This window comes from Streptomyces griseocarneus (genome assembly GCF_014655595.1).
In the GTDB taxonomy this organism is placed as follows: domain Bacteria; phylum Actinomycetota; class Actinomycetes; order Streptomycetales; family Streptomycetaceae; genus Streptomyces; species Streptomyces griseocarneus.
On sequence record NZ_BNBL01000001.1, the window covers coordinates 502,937 to 518,171 of the forward strand.

At 73.6% G+C, this 15,235-nt stretch carries 12 protein-coding genes; 4 read left to right on the forward strand and 8 right to left on the reverse strand.

Going from position 1 to position 15,235, the window contains the following annotated elements; translation table 11 throughout:
- Nucleotides 1-3: 3 nt before the first annotated feature.
- Entirely contained in the window at nucleotides 4-354 is a 351-nt protein-coding gene (locus tag IE295_RS02140) for a VOC family protein (RefSeq protein WP_190061666.1), read from the forward strand.
- Nucleotides 355-413: 59 nt separating this feature from the next.
- Here the strand turns inward: IE295_RS02140 and IE295_RS02145 are convergent, their stop codons facing one another.
- Both IE295_RS02145 and IE295_RS02150 read right to left on the reverse strand, forming a co-directional pair.
- Nucleotides 414-2,414 carry a DUF5107 domain-containing protein gene (locus IE295_RS02145; RefSeq protein ID WP_190061667.1) on the reverse strand — a complete coding sequence of 667 codons (2,001 nt, stop codon included), beginning with the start codon at nucleotides 2,412-2,414 and terminating at the stop codon, nucleotides 414-416.
- A 197-nt stretch (nucleotides 2,415-2,611) separates the two neighbouring features.
- Complete coding sequence (locus tag IE295_RS02150) at nucleotides 2,612-4,003, reverse strand: hypothetical protein (protein ID WP_224322964.1); 1,392 nt, start codon at nucleotides 4,001-4,003, stop codon at nucleotides 2,612-2,614.
- Nucleotides 4,004-4,262: 259 nt separating this feature from the next.
- On the opposite strand from IE295_RS02150, the gene IE295_RS02155 reads away from it, so the two are divergent.
- Both IE295_RS02155 and IE295_RS02160 read left to right on the forward strand, forming a co-directional pair.
- The gene (locus IE295_RS02155) at nucleotides 4,263-4,472 is read left to right on the forward strand and encodes a hypothetical protein (RefSeq protein WP_190061669.1); all 210 of its coding nucleotides are present in this window, start codon (nucleotides 4,263-4,265) and stop codon (nucleotides 4,470-4,472) included.
- Between the two features lie 300 nt (nucleotides 4,473-4,772).
- Nucleotides 4,773-6,155 carry an amino acid permease gene (locus IE295_RS02160; RefSeq protein ID WP_190061670.1) on the forward strand — a complete coding sequence of 461 codons (1,383 nt, stop codon included), beginning with the start codon at nucleotides 4,773-4,775 and terminating at the stop codon, nucleotides 6,153-6,155.
- Between the two features lie 18 nt (nucleotides 6,156-6,173).
- Here IE295_RS02160 and IE295_RS02165 read toward each other — a convergent pair whose 3' ends face one another.
- The 3 genes from IE295_RS02165 to IE295_RS02175 all read right to left on the reverse strand — a co-directional run bounded on the left by IE295_RS02165 (nucleotide 6,174) and on the right by IE295_RS02175 (nucleotide 9,496).
- Entirely contained in the window at nucleotides 6,174-6,935 is a 762-nt protein-coding gene (locus tag IE295_RS02165) for an SDR family NAD(P)-dependent oxidoreductase (RefSeq protein WP_190061671.1), read from the reverse strand.
- A 111-nt stretch (nucleotides 6,936-7,046) separates the two neighbouring features.
- Nucleotides 7,047-7,628 (reverse strand): TetR/AcrR family transcriptional regulator, encoded by a 582-nt coding sequence (locus IE295_RS02170; protein WP_190061672.1) that lies wholly within the window; start codon nucleotides 7,626-7,628, stop codon nucleotides 7,047-7,049.
- Nucleotides 7,629-7,699: 71 nt separating this feature from the next.
- Nucleotides 7,700-9,496, reverse strand: a complete 1,797-nt coding sequence (locus IE295_RS02175) for a hydroxysqualene dehydroxylase (RefSeq protein WP_190061673.1) — start codon at nucleotides 9,494-9,496, stop codon at nucleotides 7,700-7,702.
- Between the two features lie 235 nt (nucleotides 9,497-9,731).
- Between IE295_RS02175 and IE295_RS02180 the strand changes: the two genes are divergently transcribed.
- The gene (locus IE295_RS02180; RefSeq protein ID WP_086568101.1) at nucleotides 9,732-10,037 is read left to right on the forward strand and encodes a 4a-hydroxytetrahydrobiopterin dehydratase; all 306 of its coding nucleotides are present in this window, start codon (nucleotides 9,732-9,734) and stop codon (nucleotides 10,035-10,037) included.
- A gap of 60 nt (nucleotides 10,038-10,097) precedes the next feature.
- On the opposite strand, the gene IE295_RS02185 is transcribed toward IE295_RS02180, so the two are convergent.
- The 3 genes from IE295_RS02185 to IE295_RS02195 all read right to left on the reverse strand — a co-directional run bounded on the left by IE295_RS02185 (nucleotide 10,098) and on the right by IE295_RS02195 (nucleotide 14,940).
- Nucleotides 10,098-10,940, reverse strand: a complete 843-nt coding sequence (locus tag IE295_RS02185; RefSeq protein WP_190061674.1) for an aldo/keto reductase — start codon at nucleotides 10,938-10,940, stop codon at nucleotides 10,098-10,100.
- Between the two features lie 93 nt (nucleotides 10,941-11,033).
- Nucleotides 11,034-12,860 (reverse strand): AMP-dependent synthetase/ligase, encoded by a 1,827-nt coding sequence (locus tag IE295_RS02190; protein ID WP_190061675.1) that lies wholly within the window; start codon nucleotides 12,858-12,860, stop codon nucleotides 11,034-11,036.
- Between the two features lie 73 nt (nucleotides 12,861-12,933).
- Nucleotides 12,934-14,940: a sialidase family protein gene (locus tag IE295_RS02195; RefSeq protein ID WP_190061676.1), complete on the reverse strand. Its 2,007-nt coding sequence runs from the start codon at nucleotides 14,938-14,940 to the stop codon at nucleotides 12,934-12,936.
- Between the last annotated feature and the right edge of the window lie 295 nt (nucleotides 14,941-15,235).

Genomic DNA, 15,235 nt, shown 5'->3' on the forward strand with positions numbered 1-15,235 from the left:
TTCATGAACATTCTGGGGACTTCGCTACGGGTGTGCGTCAGTGATCTGGAAGCGTCCATCGCGGTGTACGAACGGCTGACGGGGGCCGAGGCGCTGCGCTTCCGGCGGGGCGGGGTCTCCGTCGCGGCGGTCGGCTGCTTCTTCCTCATGAGCGGGCCGGAGTCGGAGGTGTCGGTGCTGCGGAAGATCACGGCAACCATCGCGGTCACGGACGTCGACGAGGCGCTCGTCGACCTCCAGGCGGTGGGCGCCGACATCATCGCCGGGCCGGTGCCGACGCCCATCGGCCGGAATCTGGTGGCCCGGCACCCGGACGGATCGGTGTTCGAGTACGTGGACCGCAAGGCGGCGTGAGCCGGCGGGCGCCGGACGGGCCGCCCGCGCGGTCCGTACGGCGCCCGGCTGGGCCTACGTCAGGCCGGCACCCCGAAGTCGTAGTGCTCCGGCAGCGGATGCAGCCGGCGGGCCCGCGCCCGGACTGCCTCCGTCACGGGGCCGTCCCCGGCGACGAGCCGCTCGGCGATCGCCCACCACACCTCGGCGAGCGACGCCTCGCCCTCCCGCAGGTCGTCGACCTCGAAGCCCTCGTCGAACACCGCCCGCGCGGCGGCCGCGTCCCCCCGCGCGAGCAGAACCCGCGCGCCCAGCAGCCGGAAGCGGCCGCGCGCACGGTCGGCCGGATGGACCCCCGCCAGGACGCCGGCCGCCGCGTCCGGCCGCCCGGCGGCCAGCAGCGCCGTGACCGCCTCGTGCGCCAGCGCGGCCAGCGCGGGGCGGGACGCCCGCGCCGCGCGCGCCTGGCCGACCGCGTCCGCGTAGCGGTCGGCCGCGCGCTGCGGATGGCCGCCCGCGCGGTCGGCCGCGGCCAGGCAGCGCAGCGCGGGCCACGCCGGCCCGTCCCGCAGGGCCCGCTCCCAGCTGCGGACGGCCTGCGAGCGGTCACCGGCGTGCCACTGGGCGACGCCCAGGTGGTAGGCCGTGTGCGGGCCGGGCTCGGCCGCCTCCAGCAGCTCGCGCCAGCGCGGGGAGACCAGCGAGGGGCCCGGCTCCGGGCCGTGCTCGGTGAGCGACCCGGTGTGCAACAGCTCCTGCCACGGCCGCTGTTCCTCGCCCAGCGTCGCCGCCGGGAACGGCGTCCCCGGCAGCTCGAGGCCGCCGCGCTCCGCCTCGAGCGCGCCCCAGCCCGACCCGGCGGCCAGGATCTCCTTGGGCTCGTGGTCGGCGTACGGCCGCCACGCGGCGTACGCCGCGTCCACCCCGGCACGCGGCAGCGCCGCCTCCAGCCGGCCCGCGACCTCGGCGCACGCCGCCGGCCAGTTCGCGCCGTGCGTCCGGGCGGGGTCGGCGGCCAGCGGCCCGTACGCCTCCAGCCAGGCGAACTCCCCGCCCGCCTCCAGCGGTACGTGCTCGAGCTGTGTGCGCGCCAGCCCCGCCTGGATCTCGGCGTAGCCGCCGGTGCCCGGCTCGGTGAGCCACTCCTGCCGCCGGCGGCTCGCGGGACCGGCGCCCCACACGAACAGCTTGCGGCCGCGCAGCGGGTCGGTCGAGGTCTGGACGAGCCCGCGGCCGTCCCCGCCGAGCGCGGCGATCCAGCGGCGCTCGCCGTCGGGGAGGTCGTAGAAGTAGTCGGCGGGCCGGTCGCCGGCCGGCGGGTACGAGCGGTCGGCGCCGTCCCGCACGGGCACCGCGACCCGGCGCAGGGAGCGCTCGTAGCCGAAGTGCCAGGCGGACTCCGCCGGGACCAGGACACGGGTGCCCGGCTCCTCGCGGACGGCCGTGTTGGACCACCAGTACACCGGGGCGGGACGGTCGTGGGGGTTGCGCACGCGCACGCCCGCGTAGAGGAAGGCGGAGCCGTCGGGCAGCCAGAGGTCGACCTGGAAGGGCAGGTCGCGCAGCCGCTCCCACTCCCACAGCCGCAGCATCTCGCCGCCGTCGGGCGCCGGCACGCGGGCGGCGTGCAGCGGGGCGGCGGAGAGCGGGCCGTGGCCGGTGGCGCCGGTGTTCCACTCGATGCCGCCGGAGAACCAGGCGCCGTTGAGCGCGAAGCCGGCGGGCTGGAGAACGGGGTTGCTGTAGAGGAGGGAGCGGCCGGACGCCTTGTCCTCGAGGGAGTACACCCGGCCGCCGAGCGAGGGCAGGACGGTGGCGCGCAGGAGGCCGTTCTCGATGACGATCGCGTCGAGGTCGGTGGGGACGCGCGTGCGGGAGTAGTCGTCGCGGCGGCGCACGGGCAGCAGGGAGCGCAGCGGCGCGTAGCGCATCTGCCGGGCCATCTCGGCGGGGAGGCCCTCGAGCCCGCCCGGCCCGGGGCGATGGACGTCGGCGAGGACGGCCAGCGGCGGCAGCGGGTTCTCCGGCCCCAGGGGCGCGGCGGGCAGGGTCAGGACGGTGCGGCGGATGGTGGTGGCCATGGCGACTCAGCTCCTCGTACGGGCCGCCGTGCGCCCGGCGCCCCCCTCATGACTGGCCTGTGTGCGTGGTCAACGAATGCTTCCCCGCGCCGTCGGCGCGTGAACGGCCGCGCGGGAGTTATGGAATGCCTCTTACCGCTTCCGTTCCGGGGCGTCCGCCGCCCGGGCGTGCTCCGTCGCACCGGTCGATCGCTTGATCATCCTCGGAGTGTGGCACTGAGTGTCACGGGCTGGGAAGAGGGCCGCAGGCCCAGCGCGGGCCCCGCCACCAGCGCCCGCAGGATGTTCTCGGGAGCGCTCGCCAGGCCGTCGATCAGCCGCTCGCGGGCCAGCAGCACGTCGGTGATCTGGCGGCTGTAGCGCTCGGCCGACTCCTTGGCGAACCCCAGCAGCGGCCAGCCCCAGACGGAGGCCAGGTACACGCCGTGCCGGACGAGGCAGGGGCGGGACGGATGGGTGGACTCGACGATGGGCTCGACGGCCGTCCGGTTGGTGGCGCAGCCCCCGACGAGGTCGACGACGACCGTGCCGGGCCGCAGGACGGACCGCAGGTCGTCCTCGGTGACGAGGTAGTGGGTGCCGCGGAAGGGGGGCGGGAGCTCGGCCCCGTTGATGACGAGGTCGCTGGAGCGCAGGTACCGGACGACGTGCGGCCGGCGGGTGGCCCGCTTGGTGAGGACGTCGATCTCCCGCACGCCGTGCCGGACGCACTCGTCGAGGGCGCCGAAGGCGACGTTGCCGTAGCCGAGGAGGCAGACCCTGAGGCCGGCGGGCGCGCACGGTCCGTGCCGGAGCGCCAGCTCGATCCCGAAGCGGGCGCCGGCGCGGCCGGTCTCGTGCAGGCAGTGGATGCGCCGCCGGCCGTACGGGCGCGGCGGCCGCTCCGCGCGGTACGCGGCCACGCGCGCGGCGCCGATCCGGGCGGCGGCCTCCTCCAGCTCGCCGAAGCCCACCGTGACCGTGGCGGGGGCGGCGGGCCGGGACTGCAGCACGCGCAGGGACCGGGGCCGGCGGCGCGCGGCGTACTGCAGGCCCCCGAAGGCGTCGTGGGAGAACCCGATCAGGGCGACGGAGAGGTCCTCGGCGGCCTGCCCCCGCACGGCCGAGAGGATGTCGTGCATCGCCAGCCGGCTGCGGACGTAGGAGTCCGTGAGAACCTCCGGGCTTTCCCGGATCAGCTCCATCGCGACGACATTGACGCCGCGCGCATTCGCCACCTCGACCCTTTCCGGTATCGACAGCGGATGCGCCATGCAGAGCAGTGTGGAGCCCGGGTCCATACGGGAGAGGTCGTGATGGGCCGGCCCTTTGAGCTTGATGACCAGGTCCTTGTCGCGGTAAAGGGCGTCGCGCGTTTCTACGGCGGCCCCGGCCGCCGTGTACAAGGCGTCGGACAGCCCCAGCGCCTCTCCCGCGCCCCGCTCGACGGCCACCGCGCATCCGTTCCTGACCAGCGCAGACACGGCGGACGGGGTCAGCGCGACCCTGACCTCCGAGCCGTCGGGATTCTCCGGGGAAAGGTGCTCGGCGGCGAGACCTATTCGCTGAAAGGGCCGGCTCCTCAGGGCCTGCCCGAAGCCTGCCGTCATGTGCGGGGCCCCTTTCGTGCGGGCCTGCTCTCATGATGGCAGAGCGCGCGCGGCGCCGCCCGTCGCGGTAAACTCCCGGGCCGCCGCGACCGGCAAGCGGAATGCACGGGAATTCCCGGGGGTGTGAATTCTCCGACCGGCGCCGGGGAGCGGTGGAGAGGGCGGGGCGCCGGCCCGCCATCCCCCGATCGGGTGACATCGGCCATGGGCCTGGCACGGGCGCCGCCGGGGTCTACGCTGGGAGCCGGTGAGTGACCCGGTGAGTGAACACAAGTACCCGCCCGAGCCGGAACCGCACGGCAGGACCTGTCAGTGGTGCCACGGCTCCGGATACGTGACGCGGGCGCTGGCCTACAGCCCCGGCACGGACCCCTTCGCGGGCCCGGCGGAGACCGTCCACCGCGCCGCCCAGTGCAGGCACTGCCGGGGCTCGGGCACGTACGACTCCGACCTCGACCCCACCCTCTGAAGCCCTCCGAAGCCCTCCGGGCATGCGCGCAGCGCGTCGGCGTCCGCAAATCCGGCTGTGCGGCTTCCGGTCCTCACGGTTCCGCTTGATCGGGCCGGGGTGGACGAATCACGGCCCGGAGCCCTGATCGCAGCACCTTTTGCGGTCGGCGGGCGGGCTGCGCGGGACAAAAAAATCTAATTTGGCGGTGCGGAGGGCGCCGGTCAATATGTGCTGTCGCACATACCTGTGCTCTTGCAGAGGTGTGCGCCGTCGCCCCAGAATCGGCGACCTGCCCAGCACGAGAGGTGCAACCACCCCATGCACGACACCGACGGCACACCCTCACGCCGTTTCGGCCTCCCCACCGCCATCACCCTGGTCATGGGGAACATCATCGGCGGCGGCATCTTCATGCTGCCCGCCTCGGTCGCCCCGTACGGCACGGTGAGCCTGCTCGCCTTCGGTGTGCTGACGGTCGGCGCGATCGCCCTCGCTCTCGTCTTCGGCCGGCTCGCCGGGCGCTTCCCGCGCACCGGTGGTCCGTATGTCTATGCACGGGAGGCCTTCGGCGACTTCGCCGGGTTCCTGTCGGCGTGGTCGTACTGGACGATGACCTGGGTGAGCAACGCCGCCCTCGCGGTCGCCGGCGTCGGCTACCTCCACGTGCTCACCGGTGGCACCGAGTCCAAGGAACTGGACCTCGTCCTGGCCCTGGCCCTGCTGTGGCTCCCCGCGCTGGCGAACCTCGCCGGCACCCGCTGGGTGGGCGTCGTGCAGCTGGTCTCCACGGTGCTGAAGTTCCTGCCGATGCTGTTCGTGGCGGTCGTCGGGCTCTTCTTCTTCGACCCGGACAACCTCGGCCCGTTCACCGCCGACGGCTCCGGCAACTGGACGGGCGGTCTGACCGCCTCCGCCGCGATCCTGCTCTACAGCTACGTCGGCGTGGAGTCGGCCGCGATCAGCGCGGGCGAGGTGCGCGACCCCGAGCGCAACGTCGGGCGCGCGAGCGTCATCGGCACGATCGGTGCGGCCGTGGTCTACCTGCTGGGCACGCTCGCGGTCTTCGGCACCGTCGCGCACGACAAGCTGGTGGACTCCACCGCGCCGTTCTCCGACGCCGTCGACGCGATGTTCGGCGGTCACTGGGGCGGCACCCTGATCGCGCTCGCCGCCGTGATCTCCATTACCGGAGCGCTCAACGGCTGGACCCTGATGAGCGCCCAGATGCCCTACGCGGCGGCCCAGGACGGACTGTTCCCCGCCGTCTTCGGCAAGAAGCGGCGCGGCGTGCCCACGGCCGGCGTCATCGCCGCCGCGGTGCTGGCCTCGGCGCTGACGATCATCAACTACACGGCGGGCGTCGGCGGGGTCTTCGAGATCCTCGTCCTGATCACCACCTTCTCCGCGACCGTGCCCTACCTGCTGGCCACCGCCGCGCAGGTGTACTTCCTGCTCAACGGGCAGCGCGACAAGATCCACGCGGGCCGGATGACCCGCGACCTGGTGCTCGCGCTCGGCGGGTTCGCCTTCTCCTTCTGGCTGGTGGCGGGCGCCGGCTACGCGGCGGTCTACCAGGGCGTGCTCTTCCTGTTCGCCGGGATCATCGTCTACGTGTGGATGGTGGCCCGCCGCCCCGCGAAGGAGCGGGACGGGCAGGCCACCGGGAGCGAGACCGAGCGCGAGCCGGAGCTCGTGGGCTGAGCGGGCTGAAGGGAGCCGTCAGGCCGTGACGCCGCCGTCGAGCACCAGCTCGGTGCCGACGGCGTACCCGGCCTCGTCGGACGCGAGGTAGAGCACGGCCGCGGCGATCTCCGCGGTCGTGCCCGCGCGTCCTGCGGGAATCTCGCGGCGCATGCGCTCGGCCTTGTCCGTCCCGGACTCGCCGGGACGGCTCGACATCGGGGTCTCGACGGGACCGGGGCTGACGGCGTTGATGCGGACGCCCTCGCCGATGTGGTCCAGGGCGGCGCTGCGCGTCAGCGTGGAGACGGCGGCCTTGCTGGTGGCGTACGCGCCGAGGTTCGCCAGGCGCTTGTGGCTGCCGAGGTTGGACGAGACGTTCACGATCGCGCCGCCGCCGTGCTCGCGCATGTGGGCGATCTCGTGCTTCATCGACAGCCACGCGCCGGTGAGGTTGGTCGCCAGGGTGGTGTGCCAGTCCTCCTCCGTGATGTCCGCGACCTTCGTGGGCGTGGTGAGCACGCCGACGTTGTTGACGGCCACGTCGAGGCCGCCGTACCGGGCGACCGTCGCCTCGACCAGGGCGCGCACGTCCTCGCCGCGGGTGACGTCGGCGGTGACGGCGGTGGCCCGGCCGCCCTCGGCCACGACGAGGTCCACGGTCTCCCGCAGCGCCGCCTCGCGGCGGCCCGCCACGACGACGGAGGCGCCCTCGCGGGCGAAGGCGAGCGCTATGCCCCGCCCGATGCCGGTGCCCCCGCCGGTGACGAGGACGGTCTTGCCGGTGAAGCGTGCGGTCATGGTGAACGACTCCTCTGGGATCCGGACGCGGGGTCCTGGATATATAAGAACGATCGGTCTTGAATGCGGGCACGGTGAAAACCGGGCCGTCGGGCCGCCGGGGCGGTGCGGTCAGTCCAGCAGGGTCAGCGCCTGCTCGGCCGCGTCCCGCAGCCGGGCCGGGTCCGGGGTGGCCTTGCCGACCACCCGCAGGCCCTGCAGGAACACCAGCAGCGTCCGGGCGAGCGCCACCACGTCGCGGTCGGCGGCGATCTCCCCCTGCGCGCGGGCCCGGGTGAGCGCCGAGGTCAGCAGCGTCTCCACGGAGTGCCAGCTCTCCTCGACCCTGCGGGCGCACTCCGCGTCGTGCGGGCCGAGCTCCACCGCCGTGTTGGTGACGAAGCAGCCGCGCCGCAGCGCGTCACCGCCCGCCTCGTCCGCGAACCGCCGCACCAGCTCCCGCACGGCCGGCAGCACCGGTCCCGGCTGCGAGAGCTCCTCGGTCATCGCCGGCCCGTGCTGCTCGCCGTAGCGCTGCAGGGCCTTGAGGTACAGCTCGCGCTTGCCGCCGAACGTGGCGTACAGGCTCGCCCGCGCGATGCCGAGGTGGTCGACGAGGTCCGCCATCGAGGTCGCCTCGAAGCCGCGCTGCCAGAACAGCTCCATGGCTGCCTGCAGCGCGGCGTCCGGGTCGAATTCCTTGGTCCTGGCCACATGGTGACCCTAGCCCTATCGAGAACGACCGGTCAAGAAAGATTGATCAAGAACGTGTGACCGGCAGGCCGCTATCCCAGGTCGAAGGCGTTGCGCAGGCCGAGGCGGTGACGGATGTCGTCCTGGTGCCGCAGGGGCTCGAACTCCGGGGCGCGGTACAGGGGAGTGATCGCGCAGCGCCCGGCCGGCGAACCGGTGGCGTCCAGCAGGGCGTTGACCGCCGCGCGGGCGGAGGCGTTGGCGCCCTCCATGGTGGCCAGGTCGATGTCCACGGCCACGTAGTCCCCGGCGAGGAAGAGGTTGGGGATGGCGGTGCGCGCCTCGGGGCGGTTGAACCAGGTGCCCGTGGGGTGGATGAGGAGCTGCTCGTCGTTGGTGGCGTGGGAGCCGCCGAGTTCCACCGCCGGGTCCAGGAACCACGAGTGCAGCGCGGAGTCCTTCAGGACCGTCCGGCCGGTGTCGTTGAGGCCCGCCTTCATCTGCGCCCACACCTCGCGGGCGACCTCCTCGCGCGTGCACCGCTTGGCCGTCTTCCCGTAGAGGATGCCGGGTCGGTCCCACTCGGAGACGTCCACCGACAGGCAGTCCGCCACCGCGCCGTCGCCGTAGTCGCGGCGGAAGTCGCGGCCGGACCAGTACTGGGCCTGGCTCACGGAGGTGATCGACCAGGGGGAGTCGATGTGGTTGATGTGGCCGTGGAGGATGGGGGTGGGCTCGGTGAGATAGAACTGGATGCCCGTCATCCAGTCGGTCTCCAGCCGGTCGCAGCGTGCCAGGCCGGGGTCCGCCGCCCGGACGCGGGCGTTCCAGGTCGTACGGGCGTGCTCGACCGGCATGGCCGAGACGAAGTGGTCGGCGCCGACCGTCCGCCGGGCGCCGCCGGCGTCCTCGAGCACGGCCCCGGCGATCCGGCCGTCGCCGAGCTGGAGGTCGCGCACGCCCCAGCCGGTGCGGAACTCCACGCCCAGGGACCGCAGATGGGCCACCCACGGATCGATCCACGCCTCGTTGGTGGGGGCGTTGAGCACGCGGTCGGGCTCGCCGTCGGCGCCCCGGCCCAGCGCGTTGAAGAGGAACGCCTCGATGCACGTGGCGACGGTCTTGGTGCTGGCCACCTCGGCCTTGGTGGCGACGATGTTGCGGGTGATGCCGACGGCCAGCAGCTGCCGGTAGTTCGCCGACATCCGCGCCGCCCTGGTGAACTCGAACCAGGGCACGCGCTCCCACTCCCGCGTGCGGCGCCGCTCTCCGCTGGTGAACCACACCAGCAGCCGGCCGGCGAAGTAGGCGATCTCGTGGGCGGGCAGCTTCGCGAAGGTCTCGAAGAAGGCCGTGAGCATGCGCAGGAAGACGTCCGGGGTGAGGACGGGCGGCGGCTTGCCGATGCTGGCGAAGGGGATGCGGATGTCCTCGAGGCCGCCCGTGCGGGCCAGCATCACCTCGGTGGACGGCACGAGGTTGTCGTGGCAGCCGTTGGGGTTGCCGGGGAAGGGGATGCGGCGGAGGGTGTCCGGTAAGTTCCGGTAGAAACCGGGAATGAAGCGGAAGCCGTGTTCGCCGGGGAGCGGTCTGCGGCCGCCCCTGGCGCTGCCCGGTACGTCCATGCTGCGCGCCTTGCCGCCGAGGGCGGACTTGCGCTCGTACACCGTCACCCTGAAGCCCCGCTCGGCGAGTTCGTGCGCGGCCGTGAGGCCGGCGACGCCGCCGCCGAGGACCGCGACCTCGCGCCCGCCGGAGCGTGCGCCGGAGCGCCGGGCGGGCCGTGACGCCGCCTGGGCCTCTCCGGTGCCGAGCGCGGTCGCCGCCGCGACGGCCGTGGCGCCGCCGATGAACCGTCTGCGTGTGCTGCTGCCCGTGCCGTCCGCCATGACCACAGCCCCTTACTGCCGGTAACGTGTCATGCTCGGCGCAGGAGCATAAGAGCGTCACCCGTACCCCGGAAGGCCGCCGCCGACCCGCCCGCGCCACCGGCCGCACATTGGCGCGAAACCGCCCCCGCCTCATGGGACGCTTGCGTCAACAGGCGTCCACGGGCGTTCATCGGGCGTCAGCAGGCCTCATCGGGCGTCATCGGCCGGCCGTGACAAGACGAAGGGATGCGTGATGGCAGTCGAACCGCTCTCGCAGCAGGACGTGGAGGACCGCCTGAGGGAACTGCCCGGCTGGAGCACCGACGGCGAGCGGATCACCCGCCGCTACTCCTTCGACGGGCACTTCCAGGCGGCGGCCATGGTGATCCATGTCGCGCAGATCCAGGAGGAGTTGAACCACCACTCGGATCTGACCCTGGGCTACAACACCGTCAGCCTCGCCGTGAACACCCACAGCGTGGGCGGCAAGATCACGGGCCTGGACGTGGAACTGGCCCGCCGCGTCGAGGCGGTCGCCTCCGGACACGGGGCACACTGAGGGCGAGGCCCCGGGGCGGCGCCCCGGGGCCCTGTTCCGTCCGCCGGCCGGCGTGCCGGCTCAGCTCCAGTCGAACTCGTCCGGGTCCGGGCCGAGCCGGGTGCCGGTGTCCAGGCCCGCGATCGCCGCGAGGTCGTCGGCGTCCAGCTCGAAGCCGGTCACGTCGATGTTCTCCTTGATGCGGGAGGGCGTCACCGACTTGGGGATGGCCACGTTGCCCAGCTGCAGGTGCCAGCGCAGCACGATCTGGGCGGGCGACTTGCCGTGCTTGGCCGCGACGCGGGCGAGCGTCGGGTCCTCGAGCAGGCCGCGGCCCTGGCCGAGCGGGGACCACGCCTCGGTGGCGATGCCGTGCTCGGCGTGGAAGGCGCGCAGCTCGGCCTGCGGGAAGTTCGGGTGCAGCTCGATCTGGTTGACCGCCGGGACGAAGGAGGTGTCGGCGATGACGCGCTCGAGCTGCGGCTGCTTGAAGTTGGAGACGCCGATGGCCTTGGCACGGCCGCTGCCGGCGATCTCGACGAGGGTGCGGTAGATGGTGACGTAGTCCTCGCGCATGGCCCGGGGCCAGTGGATGAGGTAGAGGTCCACGTAGTCCAGGCCCAGGCGCTCCAGCGAGGCGTCGAACTCGCGCAGGACGGCCTCGCGCGTCCACGTCTCGGAGGCGCTGTTCCAGAGCTTCGTCGTGACGAACAGCTCTTCCCGCGCGATGTCGGTGGAGGCGAGCGCCTTGCCCGTGCCCACCTCGTTCTCGTAGACGGTGGCCGTGTCGATGCTGCGGTACCCCGCTTCGAGGGCGGTCGTGACCGCGGCGGTCGCCTCGTCGTCGGGCACCTGCCACACGCCGAAGCCGAGCTGCGGCATCACGACGCCGTTGTTGAGGGTGATGGACGGGACGTTGCTCACGAGCAATCGATCCTTACTTCCTCGGGGTGTACTTGCTGCCGGGAACAACCCGCATCCTCCGCTTTGCATTCCCGGTACATCCATCATTGCCGTTTATTTGCCGTACAGTGCCTCGACCTCCCGCGCGTACGCCTTCTCGATCGCCTTCCGCTTGAGCTTGTGGGTGGCCGTCAGCAGGCCCAGCTCCTCGGTGAACCGGCCGGCCAGGATGCGGAAGGTGCGGATCGAGGCCTCCTGCGGCACGAGCGCGTTCGCCGCGAGCACGGCCTGCCCGATCTCGGCCTCCAGATCCGGATCGTTCACCAGTTCGGGAATGGTCGTGCGGGGCCCGCCGCGCATCGCCAGCCAGTGCGCCACGGCCTGGGGGTCGAGGGTGACGAGCGCGGCGACGTACGGGCGGGCATCGCCGACGACCAGGCACCGCTCGACCAGCGGGTGGGTGCGCACGTGTTCCTCCAGGACCGTCGGCGAGACGCTCGCGCCGCCCGCGGTCACCAGCGTCTCCCCCTTCCGGCCGGTGATCGTCAGATAGCCGTCGTCGTCCAGCCGACCCAGGTCGCCGGTGGCCAGCCAGCCGTCCCGCAGCACGGCGTCGGTGGTCCGCCGGTCGCCCAGATAGCCGGCGAAGACCTGGCCGCCGCGCAGCCAGACCTCGCCGTCGTCGGCCACGCGCACGCTCGTGCCGGGTACGGGCAGGCCCACCGTGCCGAAGCGGGTGCGCTCGGGAGGGTTGGCGACGGCGGCGCCGGTGGTCTCCGTCAGCCCGTACCCCTCGAATATGGTGACGCCCGCGCCCGCGAAGAACAGCCCCAGCCGGCGCTCCATCGCCGAGCCGCCCGACATCGCGTACCGCACCCGCCCGCCGAGCGCCTCGCGGAGCCGTGAGTAGACGAGCCGGTCGAAGACCTGGTGCTGGACCCGCAGGGCGGTGCCGGGGCCGGGGCCCCGGCCGAAGGCCCGGTCCTCCGTCGCCCGGGCGTAGCGCACCGCCACGTCCACCGCCTTCTCGAACGGTCTGCCCCTGCCCTCCAGCTCCGCCGCGCGCCGGGCCGAGTCGAAGACGGCCTCGAAGACGCGGGGGACGGCGAGCACGAACGTCGGCCGGAACGCGCCGAGGTCCTCGCGCAGGGCCGGGGCGGACGGCTGGGACTGGTGGCCCAGCTTGACCCGGCCGCGCACGGCCGCGACCTGCACCATGCGGCCGAAGACGTGGGCGAGGGGGAGGAAGAGCAGCGTGGCCGCCTGCTCGCCGGGGCGGGAGCGGAAGACCTGCTCGTAGCGGCGGACGACGTTGTCGGCCTCGGCCATGAAGTTGGCGTGCGTGAGCACACAGCCCCGGGGGCGGCCCGTGGTGCCCGACGTGTAGATGACCGTCGCCGGCGACTCGGGGGTGAGGGCCAGCCGGTGGCGGTGCACGACGTCGTCGTCGAGGGGCGACCCTGCCGCCATCAGGTCGGCGAGCGCCCCGGCGTCCAGCTGCCACAGGCGGGCGAGGCGGGGCAGCCGGTCGATGACCGAGCCGATGGTCATCGCGTGGTCCTCGTGCTCGACGACGCAGGCGGTGACCTCCGCCTCGTGCAGCATCAGGAAGACCTGCTCGGGGGAGGAGGCGGGGGACAGCGGCACGGGCTGGGCGCCGACGCACCACAGGGCGAAGTCGAACAGGGTCCACTCGTAGCGCGTACGGGACATGATGGCGACCCGGTCGCCGAACCGTACGCCCTCCGCCAGCAGCCCCTTGGCCAGGGCCAGCACCTCGTCGCGGAAGGCCGCCGCGGTCACGTCCTGCCACTGCCCGCCGCCGGTCCTGCGGCCGAGCGCCACTCTGTCGGGGTCCTCCTCCGCATGGTCGAACACGACGTCCGCCAGCCCTCCGACAGGGGGCGCCGTGACCAGGGAAGGGACGGTGAACTCGCGCAACTCTCGCTCCTCGCGACGCTCCGCACAGCGCCGTGACCGTACCCGATCCCGTCCCGGACCGAACCCCCCGCGGTCACCCGCCGGACAGCCGGTCCAGCGGCAGCAGCAGCACCGCCCCGCGCCCGGACGGCGGCGTGCCGGACTCCCGCAGCGCCGTCAGCTCACGGTCCGTCAGCGCCCTGGCGTACACCCGCACCTCGTCCAGGTCGCCCTTCAGGTACGACCGCCCGTCCGGCTTCTGCCCCAGATGCACCCCGAACGTCGAATTCCGGCTCACCGTCCCCGGGACGTCGCGCACGGACGTGGAGACGCCGTCGACGGTCAGCGTCAGCCGCCCTCCCGTGCGGCGCAGCGCCAGCTGGTGCCACCGCCCGTCGTCGTACGCGCCCGCCGACCGGACCGTCGCCGTCCGGGCCGGCGCCAGGCCCCCGGGCCGCGCGGTCAGCCGGCCGGTCACGCGCCCCGTCCCCGGCTCCCCGGCCAGCGCCACCTGCGGGGCCCCGCCCACCCCGCCCATCCACAGCAACGGCTGCTCGCCCCGGCCGGTCGCGGACCCGAGGCGGAACCACAGCACCGCCGTGACGTCCCGCGTCCCCAGCGGCAGCGAGTCCCGGTGGGGCAGGCGCACCGCGTCGTCCACGCCGTCGAAGCCGAGCCCCGCGCCGAACCGTCCCCGCACCGGGCGCGCACCGCCCAGCACATGCGACCCCCGCGCCCCGGGCGCCAGGTCCGGCGTCGTCGGGTCCGGCCCGCGCCGCGGCCCCAGCCAGTCCTCGGTGAACCGCGCGAACCGGATCTCCTGGCGGGCGTCGCTCCTGCCCGCCTCGTAGAGCAGCCCGGTCGTGCCCCGCCCGACGAGGGCCATGTCGGAGTAGCCGGACCAGTCCGAGGTCACCCGCCGGCCCCGCTCGGCGCCCTCCCAGGTGCGCCCCTGGTCGTAGGAGGACCGGATGGTCATCGTCCGGCGGCGGTCGGGGTCCGCGGGCGCCGAGAACAGCCAGCGCCCCGGCCGCAACGCCGCCACGGCTCCCTGCACCATGGGGGAGTACAGGCCGGGCAGGGCCCTGAACGGCGTGGTGAAGCGCTCCCCGCCGGCGCGGGCGACGGCCTCGTCGCGGTGGCCGAGGTCCGTGCCGTCCTGCTCGCGCCCGTTGACGTACACCGACCCGTCGTCGCGCTCGGCGAGCGTCAGCTCGGAGGGCTTCTGGCGGTAGGTGCCGTCGCTCAGGTAGCGATGGGTGTCCACCGCGCCGAGCCGCCAGTGGGCCCCGCCGTCGTCGCTGAGGGCCAGCGCCGCGTGGTTGGCGGTCATGCGGGTGCCGTCGTGGCTCTCGGCGTTGAGGCCCACGACCAGGCGGCCCCGGTGCGGCCCGTGGGCGAGCTGGATGCCGTGGCCGGGCCCGGTGGCGTACCAGGAGTTCCAGCCGGCGGGCCGGATCGCCGCCGACACGTCGCGCGGGCGCGACCAGCTGACGCCGTCGTCGTCGCTGACTTGCGTGTGCGGTGTGCGGTCGCAGGGCACGTCGCAGTTGCCGTCGTCGCCGCGGCCGTCGTTGTAGGTGGTGAGGAGCACGATCCGGCCCGTGCGGCGGTCCACGACGGGGGCGGGGTTGCCGTGGGTGTCGCCGCGCCCGGGGTCGACGACCCGCGGCCGGGACCAGGTGCGGCCGCCGTCGGTGGAGCGCCTGACGACGACGTCGATGTCGGTGGCGTCACCGCAGTTGTGCCTCCTGCCCTCGGCGAAGGCGAGGACGGTGCCGCGGGTGGTGGTGACGAGGGCCGGGATGCGGTAGCAGGCGTAGCCGAGGTCCGGGTCCTGGTCGCCCCGGAACAGGACGCGCTCCTCGAATCCCCCGGCCGGCGGGCCGCCCGGCTCCGTGACCGCCGCCGCCGGGGCCGGCGGGGGGAGGAGGGCGAGCAGGGCGCCGGCCAGCGCGAGCGAGGCCGGCCGGCGGCCGACGAGGCGTCTGATGCGGTGGCGTCCCGCGCATCTGACGGTACGTCCGGCCTGGGGATCGTGCCGCCCGGGCGGGGCGGCGGGTGCGGGGTTCCGGTCACTGCCAGCAGGATGCGCCGCCATGGCCCGTCCCTTTCGCGTCAAGGCCGCCTGGGCCCCACGTGTCCGGTGGGCAAAAGTACGGGGCGGGCCTTCCTCCCACAAGGACCGTGCGCCCGGCGGTCCCCACGGGTCGCGGCGCCACCGCCCCGGACGAGTTCGCTGGGAATCCCAACGTTGGCGATCCCCGTGATATCTCACCCGCGTGGTCGAGGACGACGACTGAACTTCCCGCCAAATCCCCGGCGGCGGCCCACCGGATCTGGTGGGATGTCACTCGATGTAAGGAAGAGGAGGTAAGAGAGGGGAAGGACAGGAG

Bases quoted from the DNA above. Each gene is read 5' to 3' on its own strand.
- IE295_RS02145 (WP_190061667.1), bottom strand. From the start codon at position 2,414: ATGGCCACCACCATCCGCCGCACCGTCCTGACCCTGCCCGCCGCGCCC.
- IE295_RS02175 (WP_190061673.1), bottom strand. From the start codon at position 9,496: ATGGCGGACGGCACGGGCAGCAGCACACGCAGACGGTTCATCGGCGGC.
- IE295_RS02160 (WP_190061670.1), top strand. From the start codon at position 4,773: ATGCACGACACCGACGGCACACCCTCACGCCGTTTCGGCCTCCCCACC.
- IE295_RS02180 (WP_086568101.1), top strand. From the start codon at position 9,732: ATGGCAGTCGAACCGCTCTCGCAGCAGGACGTGGAGGACCGCCTGAGG.
- IE295_RS02140 (WP_190061666.1), top strand. From the start codon at position 4: ATGAACATTCTGGGGACTTCGCTACGGGTGTGCGTCAGTGATCTGGAA.
- IE295_RS02150 (WP_224322964.1), bottom strand. From the start codon at position 4,003: ATGACGGCAGGCTTCGGGCAGGCCCTGAGGAGCCGGCCCTTTCAGCGA.
- IE295_RS02195 (WP_190061676.1), bottom strand. From the start codon at position 14,940: ATGGCGGCGCATCCTGCTGGCAGTGACCGGAACCCCGCACCCGCCGCC.
- IE295_RS02165 (WP_190061671.1), bottom strand. From the start codon at position 6,935: ATGACCGCACGCTTCACCGGCAAGACCGTCCTCGTCACCGGCGGGGGC.